Annotated in this window: 22 protein-coding genes; 9 read left to right on the forward strand and 13 right to left on the reverse strand. The window is 65.1% G+C overall.

From position 1 onward, the window contains the following. Nucleotides 1-2: 2 nt before the first annotated feature. The 6 genes from FJ979_RS05150 to tsaD are packed head-to-tail and all read right to left on the reverse strand — an operon-like array spanning nucleotide 3 to nucleotide 4,032. Entirely contained in the window at nucleotides 3-419 is a 417-nt protein-coding gene (locus FJ979_RS05150; RefSeq protein WP_140580171.1) for a DUF1761 domain-containing protein, read from the reverse strand. 51 nt (nucleotides 420-470) lie between these two features. Then, a complete protein-coding gene (locus FJ979_RS05155; protein WP_140524658.1) occupies nucleotides 471-1,142 on the reverse strand; it encodes a methyltransferase in 672 nt (223 codons plus the stop codon). Next, nucleotides 1,139-1,564 (reverse strand): EVE domain-containing protein, encoded by a 426-nt coding sequence (locus FJ979_RS05160; RefSeq protein WP_140492656.1) that lies wholly within the window; start codon nucleotides 1,562-1,564, stop codon nucleotides 1,139-1,141. The genes FJ979_RS05155 and FJ979_RS05160 overlap by 4 nt, the downstream gene beginning before the upstream one ends. 28 nt (nucleotides 1,565-1,592) lie before the next feature. Next, nucleotides 1,593-1,889 carry a YciI-like protein gene (locus tag FJ979_RS05165; RefSeq protein WP_140492651.1) on the reverse strand — a complete coding sequence of 99 codons (297 nt, stop codon included), beginning with the start codon at nucleotides 1,887-1,889 and terminating at the stop codon, nucleotides 1,593-1,595. Between the two features lie 23 nt (nucleotides 1,890-1,912). Then, the gene (locus FJ979_RS05170) at nucleotides 1,913-2,950 is read right to left on the reverse strand and encodes an NAD(P)H-dependent glycerol-3-phosphate dehydrogenase (RefSeq protein ID WP_224680341.1); all 1,038 of its coding nucleotides are present in this window, start codon (nucleotides 2,948-2,950) and stop codon (nucleotides 1,913-1,915) included. Beyond that, nucleotides 2,947-4,032 carry a tRNA (adenosine(37)-N6)-threonylcarbamoyltransferase complex transferase subunit TsaD gene (tsaD, locus tag FJ979_RS05175; RefSeq protein ID WP_181167607.1) on the reverse strand — a complete coding sequence of 362 codons (1,086 nt, stop codon included), beginning with the start codon at nucleotides 4,030-4,032 and terminating at the stop codon, nucleotides 2,947-2,949. The genes FJ979_RS05170 and tsaD overlap by 4 nt, the downstream gene beginning before the upstream one ends. A 104-nt stretch (nucleotides 4,033-4,136) precedes the next feature. On the opposite strand from tsaD, the gene hemC reads away from it, so the two are divergent. The 6 genes from hemC (at nucleotide 4,137) to FJ979_RS05205 (ending at nucleotide 10,231) form a co-directional block, all read left to right on the forward strand. Continuing rightward, entirely contained in the window at nucleotides 4,137-5,063 is a 927-nt protein-coding gene (hemC, locus tag FJ979_RS05180; RefSeq protein ID WP_140580172.1) for a hydroxymethylbilane synthase, read from the forward strand. Nucleotides 5,064-5,065: 2 nt separating this feature from the next. Next, nucleotides 5,066-5,782, forward strand: a complete 717-nt coding sequence (locus FJ979_RS05185) for a uroporphyrinogen-III synthase (RefSeq protein ID WP_140547247.1) — start codon at nucleotides 5,066-5,068, stop codon at nucleotides 5,780-5,782. Nucleotides 5,783-5,871: 89 nt separating this feature from the next. After that, entirely contained in the window at nucleotides 5,872-7,353 is a 1,482-nt protein-coding gene (locus tag FJ979_RS05190) for a mitofilin family membrane protein (protein ID WP_140563942.1), read from the forward strand. A 10-nt stretch (nucleotides 7,354-7,363) separates the two neighbouring features. Continuing rightward, nucleotides 7,364-8,965: a heme biosynthesis protein HemY gene (locus tag FJ979_RS05195; RefSeq protein WP_140580173.1), complete on the forward strand. Its 1,602-nt coding sequence runs from the start codon at nucleotides 7,364-7,366 to the stop codon at nucleotides 8,963-8,965. A gap of 36 nt (nucleotides 8,966-9,001) precedes the next feature. Next, the gene (locus FJ979_RS05200) at nucleotides 9,002-9,481 is read left to right on the forward strand and encodes a TerB family tellurite resistance protein (protein WP_140563940.1); all 480 of its coding nucleotides are present in this window, start codon (nucleotides 9,002-9,004) and stop codon (nucleotides 9,479-9,481) included. Nucleotides 9,482-9,502: 21 nt separating this feature from the next. Next, nucleotides 9,503-10,231 carry a glutamine amidotransferase gene (locus FJ979_RS05205; protein WP_140563939.1) on the forward strand — a complete coding sequence of 243 codons (729 nt, stop codon included), beginning with the start codon at nucleotides 9,503-9,505 and terminating at the stop codon, nucleotides 10,229-10,231. A 21-nt stretch (nucleotides 10,232-10,252) separates the two neighbouring features. Here FJ979_RS05205 and FJ979_RS05210 read toward each other — a convergent pair whose 3' ends face one another. Beyond that, nucleotides 10,253-10,483 (reverse strand): hypothetical protein, encoded by a 231-nt coding sequence (locus tag FJ979_RS05210; protein WP_140492627.1) that lies wholly within the window; start codon nucleotides 10,481-10,483, stop codon nucleotides 10,253-10,255. A gap of 85 nt (nucleotides 10,484-10,568) precedes the next feature. Further along, nucleotides 10,569-11,807: an MFS transporter gene (locus FJ979_RS05215; protein ID WP_140580174.1), complete on the reverse strand. Its 1,239-nt coding sequence runs from the start codon at nucleotides 11,805-11,807 to the stop codon at nucleotides 10,569-10,571. Nucleotides 11,808-12,700: 893 nt separating this feature from the next. Between FJ979_RS05215 and FJ979_RS05220 the strand changes: the two genes are divergently transcribed. Together FJ979_RS05220 and FJ979_RS05225 are read left to right on the forward strand one after the other, a co-directional pair. After that, complete coding sequence (locus tag FJ979_RS05220; RefSeq protein WP_140554826.1) at nucleotides 12,701-13,126, forward strand: hypothetical protein; 426 nt, start codon at nucleotides 12,701-12,703, stop codon at nucleotides 13,124-13,126. A gap of 34 nt (nucleotides 13,127-13,160) precedes the next feature. Beyond that, nucleotides 13,161-13,568 (forward strand): lysozyme inhibitor LprI family protein, encoded by a 408-nt coding sequence (locus FJ979_RS05225; protein WP_140492618.1) that lies wholly within the window; start codon nucleotides 13,161-13,163, stop codon nucleotides 13,566-13,568. Nucleotides 13,569-13,747: 179 nt separating this feature from the next. On the opposite strand, the gene FJ979_RS05230 is transcribed toward FJ979_RS05225, so the two are convergent. From FJ979_RS05230 to FJ979_RS05250, 5 genes are all read right to left on the reverse strand, one after another. Beyond that, entirely contained in the window at nucleotides 13,748-14,209 is a 462-nt protein-coding gene (locus FJ979_RS05230) for a MucR family transcriptional regulator (RefSeq protein WP_140492615.1), read from the reverse strand. A gap of 216 nt (nucleotides 14,210-14,425) precedes the next feature. Next, the gene (locus FJ979_RS05235; protein ID WP_140580175.1) at nucleotides 14,426-15,130 is read right to left on the reverse strand and encodes an ROK family protein; all 705 of its coding nucleotides are present in this window, start codon (nucleotides 15,128-15,130) and stop codon (nucleotides 14,426-14,428) included. 16 nt (nucleotides 15,131-15,146) lie between these two features. After that, entirely contained in the window at nucleotides 15,147-16,523 is a 1,377-nt protein-coding gene (gene zwf / locus FJ979_RS05240) for a glucose-6-phosphate dehydrogenase (RefSeq protein ID WP_140580176.1), read from the reverse strand. 22 nt (nucleotides 16,524-16,545) lie between these two features. Further along, nucleotides 16,546-17,562: a phosphogluconate dehydrogenase (NAD(+)-dependent, decarboxylating) gene (gene gnd / locus FJ979_RS05245; RefSeq protein ID WP_140580177.1), complete on the reverse strand. Its 1,017-nt coding sequence runs from the start codon at nucleotides 17,560-17,562 to the stop codon at nucleotides 16,546-16,548. Nucleotides 17,563-17,604: 42 nt separating this feature from the next. Next, a complete protein-coding gene (locus tag FJ979_RS05250) occupies nucleotides 17,605-20,022 on the reverse strand; it encodes a glucan 1,4-alpha-glucosidase (protein ID WP_140580178.1) in 2,418 nt (805 codons plus the stop codon). Nucleotides 20,023-20,230: 208 nt separating this feature from the next. Here FJ979_RS05250 and FJ979_RS05255 point away from each other — a divergent pair, with 208 nt between their 5' ends. Then, the gene (locus FJ979_RS05255; protein ID WP_140492600.1) at nucleotides 20,231-21,244 is read left to right on the forward strand and encodes an ABC transporter substrate-binding protein; all 1,014 of its coding nucleotides are present in this window, start codon (nucleotides 20,231-20,233) and stop codon (nucleotides 21,242-21,244) included. The last annotated feature ends 1 nt before the right edge of the window (nucleotide 21,245 follow it).

The following is a 21,245-nucleotide window of genomic DNA, read 5'->3' on the forward strand; positions in this document are numbered from 1 at the left end:
CTTCAACTCGCTGCGGCGCCGAACCAGCCGACCACGGCGCCGACGATCAACAGCACGCCAAGCCAGTGGCCGCCGTCGATGATGGTCAGGTTCCAGCCGAAATTCTCGTAGCGATGATTGACCGACAGCGTGGTTGCGACGAAGCCGAGCCAAAGCACGAAACCGAAGACCAGTCCCGCCAGCAATGTCGGCTCGCCGCCAGTCACCGCGCCGACGACCAGGGCCATCACAAGCGCCATGACCAACTCGGCGATGAAAGAGATGAGAAACGGCAGCAACGATTTCTTCATGGTCGCCGGATCGAGTTTTGCAGCCTTCAGCCATGGCTTACTCAAACCGGTGTACCAGCCGGCGCCGAACAGCCACGCCAGGATTGCGGCGACGATCACCGCCAGCCAGTTAACCGCTGAAAAATCCATGATATTCCCCTCTGATACGGAGCTCATGGAAACGCCTATTCAGTGGCGGCGTCAAGCCGGGCGCTCGGTGCTCCACCGCCAGACGGTGGTGCGTTTTATTTCGGCATCCTCGAGCGCCCGCGTCACCGGCACCTGGTAGACGCCAAGCGGTTCCAGCCCCGACCGCGGCAGATAGGAGCGGCCGGGATCGCCGATCAGGATATCGGCGCCGCGCCGCTTCAGAGCCGCGAACCAGGGCGTCAGCCGGTCTGCGAACGGCTTGTCGTAGAAGACATCGCCGGCAAGAACCACGTCCCAGTCCGCATCCGTTCCGACGCAGTCATCCTGGACGAATTCGACGGCGACGCCATTGGCTTGCGCATTGAGGCGGACCGCCGTGGCGCAGAACGGGTCGATGTCGGCGGCGGTCACCCCTGCCGCGCCGGCTTTGGCCGCGGCGATGGCGACGAGACCGGAGCCGGAGGCGAAGTCGAGCACGCGCTTGCCCCGCACCATGGCCGGGTTGTCGATGATATGGCGGGCAAGCCCCTGGCCGCCGGCCCAGGCAAAGGCCCAGAAAGGCGGCGGCAGCCCGATCTCGACCAGCTCGTCCTCCGTCCGCTGCCACAGATCATGCGCCTCGTCGGCAAGATACAGCGCAATCTCCGGCACATGCGGCGGCGCCATCAGCGCCGTATTGTCGAGGATGAAGCGTTCCGCGCTATGGCTCGTGAGAACCGTCACGGAGCCGGCGTCAGGCCACCCATGCGGCAGACTTCCTTCCATTCGGCCGGCGTCACCGGCTGCACGGAAAGCCGTCCGAGCCGCACCAGCGCCATGTCGGCGAGCTTGGGATTGGCCTTGACCTGCTCCAGCGTCGGCGGGTTCGGCACATCCTTGAAGGCGCGGATGTCGACGCATTCCCAGCGCGGATCGTCCGATGTGGTGTCGGGATGAGCCAGTGCGCACACTTCGGCGATGCCGACCACGTTCAGCCCCTCGTTGGAGTGGTAGAAGAAGCCGAGATCACCGATCTGCATGGCCTTCATGTTGTTGCGCGCCGCATAGTTGCGCACGCCGTCCCATTGCGTGCCTGCCTTCCCCTTGGCCTTCAACGCCTCGAAGGAGAACACCGAGGGTTCGGATTTGAACAACCAGTAGTTCATTCGTATTGCTCCTCCAGCCTTGTGCCGATTAATTAGCCGCCGGCTTGTTGAAGGTCCAGTTCCACTGGCGGACCTCGACGCTTTCGAACAGTCCCGCCTTGGCATAGGGATCGGCGGCCGACAGCGCCTGCGCGCCTGCCATGTCAGGCGCTTCGACGACGACGAGGCTGCCGTTGGACTTGCCGTCGGCGTCGAGGAACGGACCGGCGAAGGCCAGCTTCTTGTCGCTGTTCAGCCCTTCGAGAAAAGCGAGGTGCTCCGGCCGCGTATCGATGCGCACTTGCGTGCTTCCGGGCTTGTCCTTGCAAATCAACGCGAACAACATGTCTCTGTCTCCTGATGCTGGAATCAATCGTCGGTTTCGGTCTTCAGCGGCCGGGTCATCAAGGCCGCCACAGCCTGCCGGATGGTGATGGTGCCGTCCAGTATGGCGGCGACGGCGGCGATGATAGGCGCGTCGATGCCGCGCTCGGTGGCGATGCGGGCGGCGATCGCCGCCGTCGGCACGCCTTCCGCCAGCGGCAGCCCGCCAAGCGGCTTGCCCTGGCCGAGCGCCAGTCCGTAGGCGAAGTTGCGCGATTGCGTGGACGAGCAGGTGAGCAGCAGGTCGCCAAGGCCGGAAAGCCCCATCAACGTCTCGGGTCTGGCGCCGAAGGCGGCACCGATGCGGCGCAGTTCGACGAAGCCGCGCGTCACCATGGCGGCCTGGGCACTGGCGCCAAGCCCGGCGCCGGTGACGGCACCCGCGGCGATGGCGAAGACGTTCTTCAAGGCGCCGCCGATCTCGACGCCGATCAAATCATCATTCGAATAGCAACGCAGATTTTCCGCCGAGAAGCGCGCGGCAAGCTTGGCCGCCAGCGCCTCGTCGCGGGCGGCAACCACCACCGCTGTCGGCAAGCCCCGGGCAACGTCCGTGGCGAAGCTCGGGCCGGACAGAGCGGCGACCGGATTCCCAGGCAGGATCTCCCCGACGATCGCCGAAAGCAAGTCGCCGGTGTCGCGTTCGATGCCCTTCGCGCAAAGGACAAGCGGAACGCCGGAAGGCATATGCGGCTTGGTGGCTGTCAGCATCGCCCGCAGCGATTGCGCAGGCGCCACTGCCAGCACGCAATCGGCACCGTCGAGCGCGGCTTGGATGTTGCTCGTCGCTACGATGCCGGCCTGGAGCGCGATGCCAGGCAGATAGCGTCGATTTTCGCCGTGGTCGATTGCGGCGACGGTCTCCGGGTCGCGCGCATAAAGGCGGACGAAATGGCCGGCGCGCAGCATGGCCAGCGCCAAAGCGGTACCCCAGGCCCCGCCACCGAGCACGGCAACGCGCCAGCCGGTTGGCGCGGCCTCGATGCCGCTCATGCCTTCCTCGCTCATGCCCTCCTTGCTCATGCTTTGGCCCCGCGCCGGCCCGAGCCGATCATCGGCGCGGAGATGCTGTCCAGCGGCCAGCGCGAGCGCGGCACGAAGTCGAAGCCGTTTTCCTGGGCCAGGCCTTCGCGCATCCGCTCGATGCCGGCCCAGGCGATCATTGCCGCATTGTCGGTGCAAAGTTTCAGGGGTGGCGCGACGAAGGCGAAGCTCGCCTCGGCGCACAGCCGTTCCAGCGTCGCCTTGATCGTGTGGTTGGCGGCGACTCCTCCGGCGACGACCAGCGCCGGCGCTGCCGTGCCGGGGAATTCCCGGCGGAACCGGGCGAGCGCGCGCGAGACACGGTCGCCCAGCGCGTCGGCCACCGCCGCCTGGAACGACGCGCAGATGTCGGCGACGTCCCGGTCGCTCAAGGGCTCGATCGCGCTCGCTGCCTGGCGCACAGCGGTCTTCAGGCCGGAGAACGAAAAATCGGGCTGCGCCGATCCCTTCATCGGACGCGGGAAGGCAAAACGACCCGCATCGCCCGATGCCGCCGCCTTCTCGACATTGGGACCGCCGGGATAGGGTAGGCCAAGCATCTTGGCCGTCTTGTCGAATGCTTCGCCGAGCGCGTCGTCGATGGTCGTCGCCCAGCGCTGGTAGTCGCCGACGCCGCGCACGGCCAGGATCTGTGTGTGGCCGCCGGAGACCAGCAGCAGGAGATAGGGAAAGTCGAGCCCATCGGTCAGCCGCGCCGTCAAGGCATGGCCTTCGAGATGGTTGACGGCGATCAGCGGCTTGCCGGTTGCGGCCGCGATCGCCTTGGCCGTCATCAACCCGACGATGAGGCCGCCGACGAGGCCCGGACCTGCGGTCGCGGCGATGGCATCGATGTCGGCCAGCGCCACGCCCGAATCGGCAAGGGCTGCCTCGACAATGCCGTCCAGCGCCTCGACATGAGCGCGCGCGGCGATCTCCGGCACAACCCCGCCGAAGGCGGCATGCTCCTCGATCTGCGACAGCACGATATTGGACAGGATTTTGGGCGCGGCATTGCCTTCCAGCGCCACGACGCTGGCGGCGGTCTCGTCACAACTCGTTTCAATGCCCAGAACGCGGATCAATTGGTCGCTGTCCCCAAGGATTGTGTATCGGGGCATTCCCCGGTAGGAGACGCCCGGAAAAGGCGACTTCGCCTGCCGGGGGTTATCACGGACCGCGCGCCATGCAAACAATCTTGAAGATCGGAACACGCGGCAGCCCGCTGGCGCTGGCGCAGGCGCAGGAAACCCAGGCGCGGCTTATGGCGGCGCATGGTTTGCCGCAAGAAGTGTTCGAAATCGTCGTCATCTCGACCAGCGGCGACCGCATCCAGGACCGGCCGCTGTCGGAAGCTGGCGGCAAGGGCCTGTTCACCAAGGAGATCGAGGAGGCGCTGCTCGCCCGCGCGATCGACATTGCCGTGCATTCCTCGAAGGACATGCCGACGCAGTTGCCCGATGGGCTGGAGCTGTCTGCTTTCCTGCCGCGCGAGGACGCGCGCGATGCTTTCGTCGGCAAGGCGGCTAAGACGATTGCAGACCTGCCGCGTGGCGCCAAAGTCGGCTCGTCGTCGCTCAGGCGGCAGGCGCTGATCCGCCGCATGCGGCCGGATCTCGACGTGGTGATGTTTCGTGGCAATGTGCAGACGCGGCTGCGCAAGCTCGAGGAAGGCGTCGCCGCCGGCACCATCCTCGCCCATGCCGGGCTGAAGCGGCTCGGGCTCGGCCATGTGGTCACCGATCTGATCCCGCTCGACATCTTTCCGCCGGCGCCGGGCCAAGGCGCGATCGGCATCGAAACCCGCATAGGCGATGGCGACGTCGAACAGATGCTGGCGGCCATCCACGACCTGCCGACCGGACAGGCGCTGGCTTGCGAGCGCGCTTTCCTGGCGGCCCTCGACGGCTCTTGCCGCACGCCGATTGCCGGTCATGCCGTGATAGACGGCGCGGACCTTTCTTTCGCGGGATTGATCATCTCGCCTGATGGCACGCAGTCGCACATGGTCGAGATGAAAGGCCCGGCGCTGGATGCCGCCCGCATCGGTGAAGAGGCGGCAAGGACGGTGCGGGCCAGGGCCGGCGAGACATTCTTCGACGGCTGGGCCTGATGGTGCAGCGCGTTCTGGTGACGCGGCCTCAACCGGGCGCCTCCCGCACCGCGCGACTGCTCAAGGACATGGGGTTTCTACCGCTGCTTTTGCCGCTGACCGAGACGGTGACCTTGCCGATCGATACGGACCTCGTCATCGGCAATGCCGTGGCCGTTGCGGTGACCAGCGCCAATGGCGTGCGCTTTGCGCCTAAGGAGGTCGTCGCCCGGCTTTCGGACTTGCCTTGCCATGCCGTCGGCAAGAGGACCGCGCAAGCCGCGCGTGAAGCAGGATTTTTGTCCGTCAGCGAAGGTCCCGGCAATGCCGAAGGTCTTGCCGGCAGTCTTGCCGGCGAATTCCAGGGCAAGACCATTGTCTATCTCTGCGGACGCGTGCGCTTCCCGGCATTCGAGCAGCGGCTGCAAGCTGCCGACGTCGGGGTCCGCCCCGTCGAGACATACGACACGCTCGCCGTGACCTATTCGGACGAGGCCGTGCTTGCCCGTCTGTCGGGGCAAACCGCGGATGCGGTGCTGCTCTATTCCGCCAGGGCGGCTACCGCGCTGCAGGCCCTGGTCAGGCGGCCTGCGCTGCATGAAGCCTTTGACAAGACGCGGGTTTTTGCCCTGTCGCATCGCATCGCCGCCGTCCTTGGCGACGTCGCTGGCGACCGTATCCACATAGCCGCGCGGCCCGACGAGGGTGCGCTGCTTTCGCTTTTGCGGCCCGGGTCCTGAGCCGCGTCATCACACCGCCCCTTTTCACCGCTTGGTGATGTGCTAGACCCTCTTTGAACCATCCCCAAGCGAATTTGCGGAGCCCAAGCATGGTGAAGACGCCGAAGATGCGACATTCGAAAAGCCGCCGCGAGCCGGTGACCATCGAACTTGAGCCCGGCGCCGTTTCCCGCATCGCCGACGAGAATGCCGCCAGGGCCGGGGCGCAAACCGATGAGGCCAAGGCGGAGGAAGCCGCGAACGCCTCGCAGCCGGAGGCGCCCGAAGAGCCTGTGCACGCCGACCAGACCGATCTAGAACCCTGGGAGCACGCCGAGGCGACAGCGCCCCGATCGGAACGATCCGCGGAAAGCGCCGCCAAGGCGGACGAACCGGCGGCAGCCTACCCCGGTTCCCCGGAGGACGCCGCTGGCAAGGCCGGCGCCTTCGACTACAGTTTCGAGGACGCTTCGGCGAAGCGCGCCGAACCTGAACCGGCCGGGCGGGTGACCGGCGCCTCGGCGGGGAACGGGAAAACCGCATCCGCACCGCCACCGCCGAAGCGGGTCAACGGCATCGCGGCCGGCATCATCGGCGGTGTCATCGCACTGGTCGGCGCCGGCGGATTGCAGTTCGCCGGCCTGCTCGGCGCGCCGGGGTCCGCTCCCAGCGTCTCGCTCGAAGGCGTCAACGGCGAAATCGGCGCGCTCAGAACCGAGATCGCGGATCTGAGGCAAGCCGGCGACGGCGGTGCGTCGGCCAAGGTCGACGGGTTGTCCGCGGCGTTGGATCAGGTCAGGACGGATGTCGCAGCGCTCAAATCGGCGGTCGAGCAAGGCGGAGCGGGCGACAATGCCGGGCTGGCCGCGCTTGGCGACAAGGTCAGGCAGATCGAGACGGCGGTTGCGGCGCTAGGCAAGGCCGGCAACCCGGCTCCAGTCGATCTCGGCCCGCTCAATGAAAGGCTGGCTGGCCTCGATGCGCTGGTCAAATCGGCCGGCGAGGCGGCGGCGAAGCAGGACGGCCGGCTCACCGCGCTGGAGCAGTCGGTGGCGCAGCTTTCCGGCAAGGTCGAGGCGCAGGCCGGACAGCCGAAGGTCGCGCTCGCCATCGCCGCTTCGGCACTGAAGGCGGCGCTCGACCGTGGCGCGCCGTTCGGTGCCGAACTCGAGACCTTCGCCGCGATCGCGCCGGACGCGCCGCAGCTTGCGGCTCTGCGCGCCTACGCGCAAAAGGGCGTCCAGACCCGCACCGAGATCGCATCGCAGATGGATGCCGCCGCCAACGCCATGGTCGCGGCGGCCACGCCGGTCGACGAAAATGCCGGGCTGCTGCAGAACCTTCTGTCGAGCGCCGAATCGCTGGTCAAGGTCCGGCCGATCGGCGCTGTCCAGGGCGCTGGCGCGCCGGAAACCATTGCGCGCATGGAGGTGGCGGTCAATCAGGGCGACTATGCCAAGGCGCTCACAGAATATGAGACGCTGCCCGCGCCTGCAAAGGCGGCCGGCGCCGATTTTGCCGGCAAGCTGAAGGCACGCATCGAGGTCGAGACGCTGATCGATGCGCTGATATCAGGCGCGATGAAGGCGTGAGGAACTGGCGATGATCCGAATCCTGCTCTTCCTCGCCGTCGTCTTCGCGCTGGGCCTAGGCTTTGCCTGGCTGGCGGACCGGCCGGGCGACATGGTCATCACCTTCAACGGCTACCAGTATCAGGTCAGCCTGATGGTGGCGGCGGTGGCGGTGGTCGCCGTCGTCGCGGCGGTGATGATCCTGTGGTGGCTGATCAAGTCGGTCTGGAACAGCCCCTACACCATTTCGCGCTATTTCCGGGTGCGGCGCCGCGACCGCGGCTATCAGGCGCTGTCGACCGGCATGATCGCCGCCGGCGCCGGCGACGGCGCGCTGGCCCGCAAGAAGACCAAGGAAGCGGCCAAGCTGATCCGCTCCGACCAGGAGCCATTGATCCATCTGCTCGAGGCCCAGGCTTCGCTGCTCGAAGGCGACCACGAAGGCGCGCGCCAGAAATTCGAGAGCATGCTCGACGATCCCGAAATGCGGCTGCTCGGCCTGCGCGGGCTTTATCTCGAAGCCGAGCGCCTGGGGGACCGCAATGCCGCCAGGCACTATGCTGGGCGCGCCGCCGGCATGGCGCCGCAACTGGCCTGGGCGGCCGAATCGACGCTTGAAGAGCTGACCGGGCGCGGCGACTGGGACGGCGCGCTGAAGCTGGTCGAGGCGCAGAAGGCGACCCGCCAGATCGAACGTGACGCCGCCAACCGCCGACGCGCCGTGCTGTTGACCGCCAAGGCGCAGTCACTCGCCGACAGCGATCCCGCAGCTGCCCGCACGGCGGCGATAGAGGCCAATCGGCTGCAGCCGGAGTTCGCGCCGGCCGCGGTCGCGGCTGCGACGCTGCTGTTTCGCCAGAACGACGTGCGCAAGGGCTCGAAGATCCTCGAGACAGCCTGGAGGGCCGAACCGCATCCGGAGATAGCGGAGCTCTATACCCATGCCAGGCCGGGTGACGCCGTGCTCGATCGCCTCAACCGGGCGAGGAAATTGCAGGAGATGAAGAAGAACCACGCCGAATCCTCGATGACGGTGGCGCGCGCCGCGCTCGATGCACAGGATTTTGCGACTGCCCGCCGCGAAGCCGAGGCGGCGATCCGGATGGACCGCCGCGAGGGCGCCTATCTGCTTTTGGCCGACATCGAAGAAGCCGAGACGGGCGACCAAGGCAAGGTGCGACAGCTCTTGTCCAAGGCGGTGCGGGCGCCGCGCGACCCGGCCTGGGTCGCCGACGGCGTCGTCTCGGAGCGCTGGGCGCCGGTATCGCCGGTCACCGGCCGGCTTGACGCCTTCGAGTGGCGCGCCCCGATGGAGCGTCTCGGCCAGCTGATCGACAGCCGTGACGATGCGCCGGACGCCCCGGCGGTGGCGATCGAGGCGCCGGGCAGGCCGGCGCAGGAAGAGTCGGTCGAGGTGATCGATCACGCTGGCCCGGGCGGCGAGACGGCCGGCAAGCAGGCCGAGAACGATCAGGACCACGTCAGGCCGGTGACGGCGCAGGCTTTCGCCGCGGCGCCCGCCGATGCCGAGGCCGTCGAACCGGCGCAGGAACTGGCACGCCTGCCGGACGATCCCGGCGTCGATCCGGACGATGCGGCGGAAAAGTCGCCGCGCCGGTTCCGGTTGTTTTGAGTTGGCTGGGTGGCCCGGCCGTTTGGGAATGGATCGATGTTCGAACGCGTCCTGTCGTTTCTGAGGGATTTGCCGACCGGCGCCGGCGCCCGCGCCAGCGCCGATGACCCGCGCGTGGCGGCGTCGGCGCTGCTCTACCACGTGATGAGCGCCGACGGCGTGCGCCAGGACGTCGAGTGGGAGCGGTTCAAGGCAGTGTTGGCGCAGGCCTATTCGGTCAGCGGCAACGAGCTCGACGCGCTGGCCGCCGCCGGCGAGCGCGCCGACAACGAGGCGATCGACCTCTATGCCTTCACCAGCGTTCTGAAGCGCCACCTCGATGCCGAAGGCCGCAAGGCTTTCATCGGCTTGATGTGGGAGATCGTCTATGCCGATGGCGAGCTGCACGAATTGGAAGACAACACGGTGTGGCGCGTTGCCGAGCTGATCGGCGTCGAACGCCAGGACCGCATCGAGGCGCGCCGCAAGGCGGCGGCCGATGCGCCGGGCGCCCGTGGAACGTCGAGCGACGAATAGGTCCATCCGCCGATGCCGCCGATGCCCCCGCGTTCGAAGCCGAGAATTCTGATCGTGCTGCATCAGGAGAATTCGAGCCCCGGGCGCGTCGGCCACATGCTTCTCGAAGAGGGCTTCGATCTCGACATCCGCCGCCCGCCGCTTGGCGATGCCTTGCCAGAGACGCTCGACGGCCATGCCGGGGCCGTGGTGTTCGGCGGGCCGATGAGCGCCAATGACGAGGACGAGTTCGTCCGCCGCGAGACCGACTGGCTTGAGGTTCCGCTGCGTGAGAACCGACCGCTGCTGGGTATCTGTCTTGGTGCGCAGATGCTGGCCAACCATCTCGGCGGCAAGGTCGAGGGCCATGGCGAAGGTCTGGTCGAGATCGGCTGGTATCCGTTGAAGGCGACCGAAGCCGGCAGAAAGCTGATGCACTGGCCCGAAATGGTCTATCAGTTCCACCGCGAAGGTTTTTCGCTGCCCAGCGACGCGACACTGCTGGCTACGAACGAGACCTATCCCAACCAGGCCTTTCGCTACGGCGAAAATGCCTGGGGCATCCAGTTCCATGGCGAACTGACCCGAGTGATGATGCAGCGCTGGGTGGTGCGAGGCGCGCACCGCTTCGAATTGCCGGGCGCCCAGCCCGGCCGCGACCATCTCGGCGGCAGGCTGATCTGGGACATGCACCTCAAGCGCTGGCTGGACGAGTTCCTGGTGCTGATTTTCGGCGGCCGACGGCGCGGTCGCGGCACAACCATCCCCTGATGGCGGGTTGTTTAACGCCTGCTAGTTCGAAAACGTCACGCTCACGCCGCGCTGACGAAAATAAGCCTGCATCAATTTGCGGCCCGAGCGGTTGTTCTGCGCCAGTTTGGTGGGATCGAACACCGCCTGCTTCATCCCCTCTCGTGCCAGCGCTGCCTTAAGCGTCGCGATATGGGCGTCGAGATCGGCATTGTCGGCCCGCAGCGACACATAGATACTCTCGGTTGCCTCAGCCACGGTCGGTTCGCTCACAGTTATCGTCCTTTGGTTGGTCGGGCGGCGGCTTAGCACGGATTCGCAGCCCGCCGATACCGGTGGACCTGAATTCGATGCCCCGTCAGTTTCGTCCATTGAGGTGCCGCACCCTTCGGAGCGCCGGGAACAGGTAGGCCCACAGGCCGGCAACGGCGATGGCGCCGACGCCGCCGATGACGACGGCCGGCACCGTGCCGATCAGCGCCGCCATGGTGCCGGCGCGGAATTCGCCGAGCTCGTTGGAGGCGCCGACGAAGACCTGATTGACGGCGTTGACGCGGCCGCGGACATGATCGGGGGTCCAGAGCTGGATCAAGGTTTCCCTGATGTAGACGCTGAACATGTCGGTGGCGCCGAGGAAGGCCAATGCCAGGATCGACAGCCAGGCGATGGTCGACAGGCCGAACAGCACCGTAAAGGCGCCGAACGCGGCCACGAAGCCGAGCATGATCAGGCCCGCGTGGTTTCGGATAGGATGACCAGCGAGCCAGATGGCGACACAGATGGCACCCACCCCTGGCGCCGAGCGCAGCAAACCAAGTCCCCAGGGACCGAGTTGCAATATGTCGCGGGCATAGATCGGCAGCAGCGCCGAGGCGCCGGACAGGAGCACGGCGAAGAGATCGAGCGAGATGGCGCCAAGCACGATCTTCTCGCCCCAGATGTAACCGAAGCCGGCGAACAGGGTCTGCATGGTCGGCTTGTCGGTCTCGCTGCGTTGCGCTGGCCTCGGTATGGTGAAGATCAGCAGCCCGGCGACGAGCATCAGCGCCGTGGCCGTGCCATAGGCCACCTCGGCCGATACGCCGTAGAGCAGGCCGCCGGCGACCGGCCCGACGATGGTCGCCGTCTGCCAGGCCGACGAGTTCCAGGCGATGGCGTTGGCGAAATCCCGGGGCGGCACCAGATTGGCGAACAGCGACGACGAGGCCGGTCCGAAGAAGGCGCGGGCAATGCCGAACATGGCGAGCACGATGAAGATTGGCAGCGGGCCGCTGATGCCGCGCAGGGTCAGGATGAGCAGCGCGAGCGCGCAGATCGCCTCGAGCAGCACCGCCAGCGCCATGATCAGCCGGCGGCCGAAACGGTCGGCAACGACCCCCGTGACCAGCACCAGGAGCAGCGCAGGCAGGAACTGGACGATGCCGACAAGCCCGAGATCGAGCGGGTCGCGGGTCAGGTCGTACATCTGCCAGCCGACCGCGACGGACACGATCATGGTGGCGAATGTGGTGAGGAAGCGCGCCGCCCAATAGCTCAGGAAGGAGCGATGGCGGAACGCGGCATAGCGCTGGTCCGGTGATATCTGTTCGGAGGTCATGGAACGAGGCCCCGTTAGAAGGATGGAGGCCGGCGGGGCACTTCCACGAAGGACGCTGGTCCGGCCGGGGAACCCTTTAGCCCAGTTCGACGTATGACGCGCGCAAAAAACAGGTTCTGGATCAAGGATTTTCTGACGTGTTCCATCGAACGCACACGAAACTCACCCGCCAAGGCCCGGCGGGACAGGAAAGCCTATCGGGTGTCTCGAAGACCGCATGTCTCCCCATCGTGCACGCGATAGCCTTGAAAGCCGATCGATGAGCAGCATTCTTTCGGCCTGCCCACTGGCATGGCCGAAACCTACCGATACATTGGGTTTTGGCGATAATGTCGAGCGTAACTTCACCCTTATATATCGTCGTTCCTTGTGAATTGGAACAATAGACCATTCCATGTTGGAATAATGCGAAAAGCGTACGCGTAATCAGCAATCTTTTTGCTGGCGCCTTTCTGTCATTGCATTTAAGTACTTGCTAAATCAAGCAGGGTGCTTACTGGATTATTAAGCATTTTCAAAACAGAACTCAAGATCGGGCAATTTTTCCTTGCTAGCCGGGGACATCGGTTACAACCTATGGATACATCAACCGCGCCGGCGGATCGTTGGCATGCTTGGGCGGATGGGCGCTAGGCATGGAGAGGGAAATGGACATTCGCCAAGGCGGCTCCCGCTGGGAGCGCTCCCCTCGATTTGAGGAATTGCGACGGCCGGCCGCAAAGTCGTCGAATGCATGGGCCACAGCCCGGCAATCCAAGCTTCGATACGCAGGGCAACTATCAGGGGTGCAATGGCATCGGCTGCCAGGTCGATGCGCCTGACGATGACAATTCATCGGGTGACGACGATTCCGACTGACAGCCACACTCCGCAAAGGAAGAGGAAAACCACCTATGTCTGAATTCGGCGACTTGGTTCGACGGCACGCCAAAATCGTCATGATCGGGCTGGCGGGGTTGATACCGACATCTGCTTTCGCGAACGATGCCTGCGACGGCGTCAAGGTCGAAGTGACGAAGGCGCGCAAACAGGAATATGCACCGCTCGTCGCTTCGGCGATGGACAATAAGTTCAAGCCCGCCCGCGCCAAGTTCATCACCATCTTGGAAAGCGGCAACTGGAGCGCCGCTTATGTCTCCACGCCTGTGAGCGATGACGGCGTGATGTTCTTCCAGACCGTCGACGGAAAGAAGCAGTTTCGTGACGTCTGGGGCGGCTATGCCGATCCATCGGAAAAGCCTGGACTGGTATCCTGGGCGAAGAAGCTCGGAGCGCCGGAAAAGCTGGCCAGGTGCTTCGCCGAAACCGTTACGGAATGACGATGCCGCTCACCTGCAAAGAGGACGAGAACCAATGAAAACCGCAATTCTGACCACCGCCGTAGTTCTGGCCATGCCGGCTTTCGCTTTTGCCAAGGACAAGTGCGCCGACGCCAAGGATCAGGCCACCATGAACCAATGCGCCGATGCTTCGTTCAGGAAATCCGACAAGAAGCTCAACGAACTTTACAAGCAGATCGAAACCCGCCTGAAGGACGACGCGGATACCAAGAAGCTTCTTGTCCAAGCGCAGCAGAATTGGATCAAGTTCCGCGACGCCGAGTGCAATTTCCAGATCGCGGGAGCGGCCGGAGGCAGCGTGGTCCCCATGCTCCTCTCGATGTGCATGGATGGCCTGACGCAATCCCGGGTCAAGGATTTCGAGGGTTACCTGAATTGCAAGGAAGGCGATCTGAGCTGTTCCGTTCCGGCAGCGAACTGAGGTTTCCTGCCAGTCTGCAGACGGGGTGGAAAATCATTCCCTCAGCGCGCCGGAGATGGCATCGAGCCCGCCCTGCAATTGCGCGCTCGCCATGGAAGAGCGTAAGATCGGGCAGCCTGCCAAGACGGAACCGCCGGCAGGCCTCAATCAAACCATTGGCTCAGCGCCGGAATGCGCGCTCAGGCCGAGACCTTGGCTTTCCTGCCCCTGGCCGGCGCTTTCGGAGCGACGGCCTTGCGGCCGAGACCGATCGACTTCGCCAGTTCCGAACGCGAGGCCGCGTAATTGGGAGCGACCATCGGATAGTCCGACGGCAAGCCCCATTTGGCGCGGTAGGCGTCCGGCGTCAGGCCGAAATGCACGCCCAGATGACGCTTCAGCGATTTGAACTTCTTGCCGTCCTCCAGGCAGATGATGAAATCCGGCGTCACCGACTTCTTGGGATTGACCGCCGGCACGAGCGGCGCCGCCACGGGTACGGCCGGCTGGCCGAGCCCGCTGATCGAAGCGCTGACGCTGGCGATGAGGTCGGCCAGGCCGGAGGCGGGCAGGCGGTTCTTCTCGACGTAAGCCGACACGATATGGGCGGTCAGCTCGAGAAGGTCGATATCCTTGCGAGCGTCGTTGCTGTCGTCGGTCAATCTATTTTCCTCCGTCTATGGCGTATGGGGCCCGAAATCGGCACAGTTTCGGATGGGATGATGCGCAAAGTTAAAGTGCGGCGGCGTCTTTGCACGTCCCTCGCGGTTCGTCGCGATGTAGTGCGCCGGAATTCCTAGTCGGCAAATCTGCGCAATGCAACGACTTGGCCCCGCGTCACACATTATTTTGAATAACTATACTGAACTGTAATACTATCAGACGATCAGGGCCTTGTCTCGCCACAGACGAAATCCGCCTTCGAAGGCGCGTGTGTTGTCGCCACGCCTGCTGTCGGCGGGCATATCGCCAAGCTTGTCGACATTGCCGCCGCCGATGACGACATAATCGGGCTGCATGGCGGCGCGCAGCCGGTCGACGACGTCGAAGACGGATTTGCGCCACTTCTTCTTGCCGCGTTTTACCAGGCCGCGCTCACCGACATAGTCCTCGAAGCTCTTGCCCTTCTTGTAGGGAAGATGGGCGAGTTCCATCGGTTGGGCGACGTTGTCGACGACCATCGCCGCAGCCAGGCCGGTTCCCAGCCCCAGGAACAGCATGCGGCCGCCTTCATAGCTGCCGATGGCCTGCATCAGCGCGTCGTTGACCACCTTGACCGGCTTGCCGAACTGCGCGGCGAAGTCGAAGCCGGCCCAGCCTCTGCCGAGATTGGCGGGATCGAGCAAGGGCCTGTTGTGATGCACCGGGCCGGGATAGCCCATCGAGACGACGTCGTAGGACAGCCCGTCGGCCAGCGCCGTCACGGCATCGATCATCTGCTGGGGCATCAGATCCGGCCCGGAATCGGCGCGGCGCTCAGCACCGCCTGAGCTGGTGAGTATCTTGACGTGCGAGCCGCCGATGTCGATCGACAGCACGATCGGATCGCCGCTCGCCGCTTTCGGCCTTGCCGCCCTGGCCATGCTGCCCTCTCCCAGCCTATTTCGATGGATTGATCCAGCCGTTCGGCGGCCCGAAGCCGTTCATGGCGGCTGCCGGCCCCCAGGTCTTCGGTTCATAAAGATGCGGCGGCGTGGTGTCGCCGAGGACCGGCCCGACGATGCGCCAGGCAAGTTCGCTGGCGTCCTGGCGGGTAAAAAGCTGGCCATTGCCGTTCATGGCATCGCCGATCAGCCGTTCATAGGGCGGCATATCGCCCTTGCTGTCGTCGAGCGCCGTCAGTTCGACCTGTTCGCCGACCATGTCGTCGCCCGCTGCCTTGCGCTGGGCGCCGATCGAGATCGCCACCTGCGGGTCGATGCGGAAGCGCACATAATTGGCGTCGTTCGGCTTGATCGGGTCGAAGACATCGAGCGGCGGCCGCTTCAGCCGCACGATCACCTCCGTGGCATGCACCGGCATGTTCTTGCCGGCGCGGATGAAGAACGGCACGTCGCGCCAGCGCCAGGTGTCGACGAAGAAGCGCACCGCCGCGAAAGTTTCGACCGGCGAGTTGGGCGCCACGCCGGGCTCGGCGAGATAGCCGTCGAATTGGCCACGCACGATATCGTCCTTGGTCAAGGTGCGGATCGCGCGCAGCACCTGCACCTTCTCGTCGATCAGGTCGTCGGCGGAACGGCCGACCGGCGGTTCCATCGCCAGCAGCAGGAGGATGTTGAGCAGATGGTTCTCGATCACGTCCCTGACGCAGCCGACCTCGTCATAGAACCGGCCGCGCCCATCGATGCCGAAATCCTCGGCCATGGTGATCTGCACGCTCTCGACGAAATTGCGGTTCCAGATCGGTTCCAGGAAGGAATTGGCGAAGCGGAAATAGAGCAGGTTCTGGATCGCCTCCTTGCCGAGATAGTGATCGATGCGGAAGATCGACTGTTCGTCGAACACCAGATGCAGCACCCGGTTCAGCCAGCGCGCCGATTGCAGGTCATGGCCGAAGGGCTTTTCCACCATCAGCCGCGCGCCGCGCGCCGTGCCCGATTGCTCCAGGCCTTGGACCACCGTCTCGAACATGGTCGGCGGCACCGCCATATAGTGCAGCGGCCGCTGGGCGGTGCCCAGCGCGCTCTTCAGTTTCTCGAACGTGGCCGGGTCGCGATAGTCGCCGTTGACATAGCGCAGCAGCGAAGCGAGCTTGGCGAACACCTTCTCGTCGATCTTGCCGAGCGTATTGACGATGCCGTCGCGCGCGCGGTCCTGCAATTTCCTCAAATCCCAGGCGTCGAAGGCGACGCCGATCACCGGTTCGGTAAGCGTTCCCTTGGCGACCATGGCATAGAGGGAAGGAAATATCTTCTTGTGGGCGAGGTCGCCGGTCGCCCCGAAGAGCACCAGCGTATCGGACCGTTCCGGGCTCATGAGCGCGTCTCCCCTGCCGCCGTCACTTGCCGGCCTTCGGTTTTTCGACATGGCCGCCGAATGCATAGCGCATGGCCGACAAGAGCTTGTCGGCGAATTCGGATTCGCCTTGCGAGGAGAAGCGGTCGAACAGGGCCGAGGACAGCACCGGCGCAGGCACGCCGGTGTCGATGGCCGCTTTCAGGGTCCAGCGGCCTTCGCCGGAATCGGACACCCGTCCGCCAAACTGGGTCAGGCCGGGATCGCTCTTCAACGCGCCGGCGGTGAGATCAAGCAGCCACGAGCCGATGACGCTGCCATGCCGCCAGACCTCGGCCACCTCGGCAAGGTCGATGTCGAACTGGTAGTATTCGGGGTTCTGCAACGGGCTGGTCTCGGCATCGGCCTCGCGCTTGACCTTGCCGGCATTGCCGGCCTTGAGAATATTCATGCCTTCGGCATAGGCGGCCATGACGCCGTACTCGATGCCGTTATGGACCATCTTGACGAAGTGGCCGGCGCCACTCGGGCCACAATGCAGATAGCCGAAGGGCGCCGTGCCGGCCGTCTTGTCGGGAGCGGGCGCACCGGCATCCGCGCCGGGCGCCAGCGTGGCGAAGACCGAATCGAGATGCCGGACCGCGTCATCGGGCCCGCCGATCATCAGGCAGTAGCCGCGATCCAGGCCCCAGATGCCGCCGCTGGTGCCGACATCGACATAGTTGAGGCCCTTGGCGGCGAGCTTGGCGGCCCGGTCGACGTCGTCGTGATAGTAGGAATTGCCGCCGTCGATGATGATGTCGCCGGGTTCCATCAGCGCCGCCACCTGATCGACGATCTTGCCGGTGATGGCCGCAGGCAGCATCAGCCACACGCAGCGCGGCTTGGCGAGCTTGCCGACGAATTCCGCCATCGATGCAGCCCCCGAGGCGCCGTCGCCGACCAGGGCCGCGACGCTTGCCGGGTTGATGTCGTAGACGACGCATTCGTGGCCGTCACGCATCAGGCGCCGGACCATGTTGGCGCCCATTCGGCCCAGTCCCATCATTCCGATCTGCATGGTCTCATCCTTGTGTCTTGAAGAGGATCTGCCGGGAAGGATCTACAGTCTGTCCTGTTCACCAATGATGACGGAGAAGTCGACATTCTCCCAATCGCCGCTGCCGGGCCAGAAAAAAGTGAAGATCAGCGTGCTCCCCTCGGGCAGGCCGGCGACCGGCAGATCAGCAACATGGACGCCGAAGGCATTCTCGCTGGTCGCGCTGTCATGCACGGTCGCCCAATTGTCGACGCTCCAATGAACGGTTGCCTTCGCCAAAAGCTCGACGCGCATTGTCTTGCCGGCCGGCATGGAACGGATCTTGTTGTTGAAGCGCCATGTCCGGAACGGCGAGACGGTCCTATTGTCGATATAGCGTTCGACGCCTTGCGGCGGCATGTCGAACACCGCGCCGTCGCGCAGCGAGCGCAGCAGCTTGATATGTTCGGAATGCGCCCAGACCAGCGGCATGGCGCTGCCCGAGGGCTTGCCATGCAGCAGTTCGCGCTCGGGGAGGTCGGCGCCGTCCCAGATCTGCTCCGGCAACAGGCCGCCCGGTCCGGACGAGCCCTCCATTGCCGCCAGCAGCGAGGTCGCCTTGTCCTTGCGTCCGGCCGCCAGCTCGTAATGGGCCCGTTCGCCGGCGAGCAACGGCCAGGGGCGGCCCTGGCCGGTGCCGTCGAATGGCGCGCCGTCCTCGTGCTCGCCATAGCCGTCGCCGGTGTAGCGATACCAGAGCGGCCCCTGCGGCAGTTGCCGGCGCAGCTGCGCGTCGATGACCTTGACCGTGTCGACGATGCGCGGATCGTCGGCTGCCCTGAGGCCAAAGCGCACCAGGGCAAATGCGTCCGGGCTGACGATTTCCTGCGCCGGCCGGTCGGCATCGCCAGGCGGGCGGTTTTTGATCGGCACATAGCCGTCCTTCGGCGAACCGGCCTCGGCGCTGTCGGGCGGTGCGATGCGGACATAGTAACCCGCGACGCCGGTCGCCTCGCAGCTTGCCGTGCCGGTGACATAGGTCCAGCGCTCGACCTGGTCGTTCCAGCCGTCGGCGGTCTCGCGCAGATAGCTTGCTGCGTCCTGCTTGCCGCAGGCCTCCAGCATATCCGCGGCGGCAAGCAGCGCCGCGATCTCAACGGCGAGCGTGAACGGGCTGTAACCGGAATCCTCCTCCCAACGGTCCTCGCCGGTGACGGGTCCATTGCGCACGACATAGGCTGCGGCGCGCTCGATCATTGGCAGGAAGGCCAAAAGCCTGGCGCGCGGCAAATGGCCCTGGCGCCGCAGCGCATCCGCCAGCAGCAGCGGAAAGGCGCATTCGTCCATCTGGATGCCCGGCCAATAAGCTGTCCCATCGAGCCAGGCGTTCTGCGGCCAGTGGCCATCCGGCTGCTGGATGGAGCAGAGATAGTCGAGGGTTTGCAGGGCCGAAGCGGCATCGCCGGCGGCGAGAAAGCCGCCCGCCGTCTCGACCAGATCGCGCGGCCAGACCAGATGGTAGCCGCCGAGATCGTCGTCGCCCTTGTCGAAGCCCCATGGGATAGACAGGCTGGCGACCGCCGCGCCCGGCATGAGCGATGACCGGTGCGTCGCCAGGACGGCGGTGGAGATCCTGTAGCTGTTCACTCCGGACGCGCCACGGCGGTCCAGCCGCAGCAGGCCAGCCTGCCATTCGCGCCATTGTTCGGCGTAGGAAGTCGCCGCCGCAGCGAAACCCTGCCTGAGGCTGGCGAAGGCATTTCGAGCGGCCTCTTCGGACGTCGCCCCGAAGCCCAGCGCCAGTACCGTTTTGGTGCTGTTGGCGGAAAACCCGATTTCGCCGGTCAGCGCTACATTGCCGTCCTCGGCTTGCTGAAAGGCTGGATCGAGCCGACCGGTGTTGCGCAGTTGCTGCCAGCCGTCGGAGACGCCGACATATCCGGCCGAGCCGTTCCGCCAGGGCAGCGATGAGGCCAGCGCAAGGCAAGTGCCGCGGCCCGAGGCGAACAGCACAGGCTCTCCCTCATGGTCGCCGACCCAGGCGGTGTTGCCCATGCCGGCATTGACCAGATGCGGCGCCAGCAAGGCGTGGACGCGGTAGTCGCCCGGCGCGCCCTTGAGCGGCGTGAAGGTGATCTCCTGCAGCAAGGTGGGTCGTGCAGGGTCGGCCAGGATACGCTTCTCGATCCGGTAGGCGCCGTCATCAGCGGTGTTGACCAGCCTGTAGGCTGGCACGCCTTCTTCGAACGGTTCGATGCCATGCGCGGCATCACGTTTTTCTTCCGAGAAATATCCGTTCGGGCCGGTGACAATCAGGCCGAGGTCGCGGGTGCAGGCACTGTCGACACCGGGATAGTAGATCTCGTTCAGGATGCCATGGCTGAGCGTGAACCAGACGCGGCTCGACGGCGAAAGCGCCGCGCCGACGCCGCTTTTGGCGCTTGACGTCCAGCGCGCCGGAATTCCCGGAGCCCCCGGGGGAACGATCGGCGTCACTGCCATGCGTCTGCGGCCTCCTGCCCGCATGCCTAGCCCATCCACCGAAGCCTTTTCAATCGTCGCACCGCAATGTGATCAGCGGCATCTTATGGATTGCAGTTGACAGCTCGCCGGCCTTCTGCACTTTTGTCTGACAATAGATAAAAAACAGGTACGCAAGCGCGATAGTCACCAGCAGCCATCAAGACCAGCAACTCGGGAGGAGTATGACATGAAGAAACTGTTCGTCCTGGGCACCCTTGCAGCGGTGCTCGCAGCCGGTACGGCGTTTGCCGACACCAGCGGCAAGAAGATCGCTTTCTCCAACAATTACGCCGGCAATTCGTGGCGGCAGGCGATGCTCGACAGCTACAACGCCGTCACCAAGAAGGCGGTGGCCGACAAGGTGGTCGGGGCCGCCGATGTCTTCACGACGGCCGACAAGGAAGTGCCGACCCAGGCAGCCCAGGTGCAAAACCTGATTCTACAGGGCTATGACGCCATCGTCATCAACGCCGCCTCGCCCGACGCGCTGAACGGTGCCATCAAGCAGGCCTGCGACGCCGGCATCGTGGTCGTTTCCTTCGACGGCATCGTCACCGAACCCTGCGCCTACCGCGTCGTCGTCGACTATAAGGACATGGGCAAGCAGGAAGTCGAGCATATGGCCAAGTTCCAGCCCAAGGGCGGCAACCTGCTCGAGATCCGTGGCCTCGCCGGCACCTCGATCGACGACGCCATCCATGCCGGCATCCTCGAAGGCGTGGCCGCCCATCCCGAGTTCAAGATCGTCGGCTCGGTGACCGGCGACTGGGACCAGACGACGGCGCAGAAGGCGGTGGCGACCATCCTGCCCTCGCTGCCCGAAATCGTCGGCATCGTCGACCAGGGCGGTGACGGCTATGGCGCCGCGCAAGCCTTCGCCGCCGCCGGCAAGCCGCGCCCGACCATCATCATGGGCAACCGCCAGGACGAGCTGAAATGGTGGAAGGAACAGAAGGAAAAGGACGGCTACCAGACCTGGTCGGCCTCGATCGCGCCCGGTGTCTCGACGCTCGCCTTCTGGGTGGCGCAGCAAGTGCTCGATGGCCGCAAGGACATTCCGCACGACCTGCTGGTGCCGTATCTCGCCTTCACTCAGGACGATTTCGAGGCCGCTCTGCCGAAGATCAAGGAGGGCGGTGTCGCCACGCACGAATACACACAGGAAGATGCCATCGCGGCCATCAAAGCCAATATCAAGTGAA

Source organism: Mesorhizobium sp. B1-1-6, assembly GCF_006443035.1.
In the GTDB taxonomy this organism is placed as follows: domain Bacteria; phylum Pseudomonadota; class Alphaproteobacteria; order Rhizobiales; family Rhizobiaceae; genus Mesorhizobium.

Bases quoted from the DNA above. Each gene is read 5' to 3' on its own strand.
- FJ979_RS05150 (WP_140580171.1), bottom strand. From the start codon at position 419: ATGGATTTTTCAGCGGTTAACTGGCTGGCGGTGATCGTCGCCGCAATC.
- FJ979_RS05160 (WP_140492656.1), bottom strand. From the start codon at position 1,564: ATGAACTACTGGTTGTTCAAATCCGAACCCTCGGTGTTCTCCTTCGAG.
- FJ979_RS05165 (WP_140492651.1), bottom strand. From the start codon at position 1,889: ATGTTGTTCGCGTTGATTTGCAAGGACAAGCCCGGAAGCACGCAAGTG.
- FJ979_RS05170 (WP_224680341.1), bottom strand. From the start codon at position 2,950: ATGAGCAAGGAGGGCATGAGCGAGGAAGGCATGAGCGGCATCGAGGCC.
- hemC (WP_140580172.1), top strand. From the start codon at position 4,137: ATGCAAACAATCTTGAAGATCGGAACACGCGGCAGCCCGCTGGCGCTG.
- FJ979_RS05190 (WP_140563942.1), top strand. From the start codon at position 5,872: ATGGTGAAGACGCCGAAGATGCGACATTCGAAAAGCCGCCGCGAGCCG.
- FJ979_RS05195 (WP_140580173.1), top strand. From the start codon at position 7,364: ATGATCCGAATCCTGCTCTTCCTCGCCGTCGTCTTCGCGCTGGGCCTA.
- FJ979_RS05200 (WP_140563940.1), top strand. From the start codon at position 9,002: ATGTTCGAACGCGTCCTGTCGTTTCTGAGGGATTTGCCGACCGGCGCC.
- FJ979_RS05205 (WP_140563939.1), top strand. From the start codon at position 9,503: ATGCCCCCGCGTTCGAAGCCGAGAATTCTGATCGTGCTGCATCAGGAG.
- FJ979_RS05215 (WP_140580174.1), bottom strand. From the start codon at position 11,807: ATGACCTCCGAACAGATATCACCGGACCAGCGCTATGCCGCGTTCCGC.
- FJ979_RS05220 (WP_140554826.1), top strand. From the start codon at position 12,701: ATGTCTGAATTCGGCGACTTGGTTCGACGGCACGCCAAAATCGTCATG.
- FJ979_RS05225 (WP_140492618.1), top strand. From the start codon at position 13,161: ATGAAAACCGCAATTCTGACCACCGCCGTAGTTCTGGCCATGCCGGCT.
- FJ979_RS05235 (WP_140580175.1), bottom strand. From the start codon at position 15,130: ATGGCCAGGGCGGCAAGGCCGAAAGCGGCGAGCGGCGATCCGATCGTG.
- zwf (WP_140580176.1), bottom strand. From the start codon at position 16,523: ATGAGCCCGGAACGGTCCGATACGCTGGTGCTCTTCGGGGCGACCGGC.
- gnd (WP_140580177.1), bottom strand. From the start codon at position 17,562: ATGCAGATCGGAATGATGGGACTGGGCCGAATGGGCGCCAACATGGTC.
- FJ979_RS05250 (WP_140580178.1), bottom strand. From the start codon at position 20,022: ATGGCAGTGACGCCGATCGTTCCCCCGGGGGCTCCGGGAATTCCGGCG.
- FJ979_RS05255 (WP_140492600.1), top strand. From the start codon at position 20,231: ATGAAGAAACTGTTCGTCCTGGGCACCCTTGCAGCGGTGCTCGCAGCC.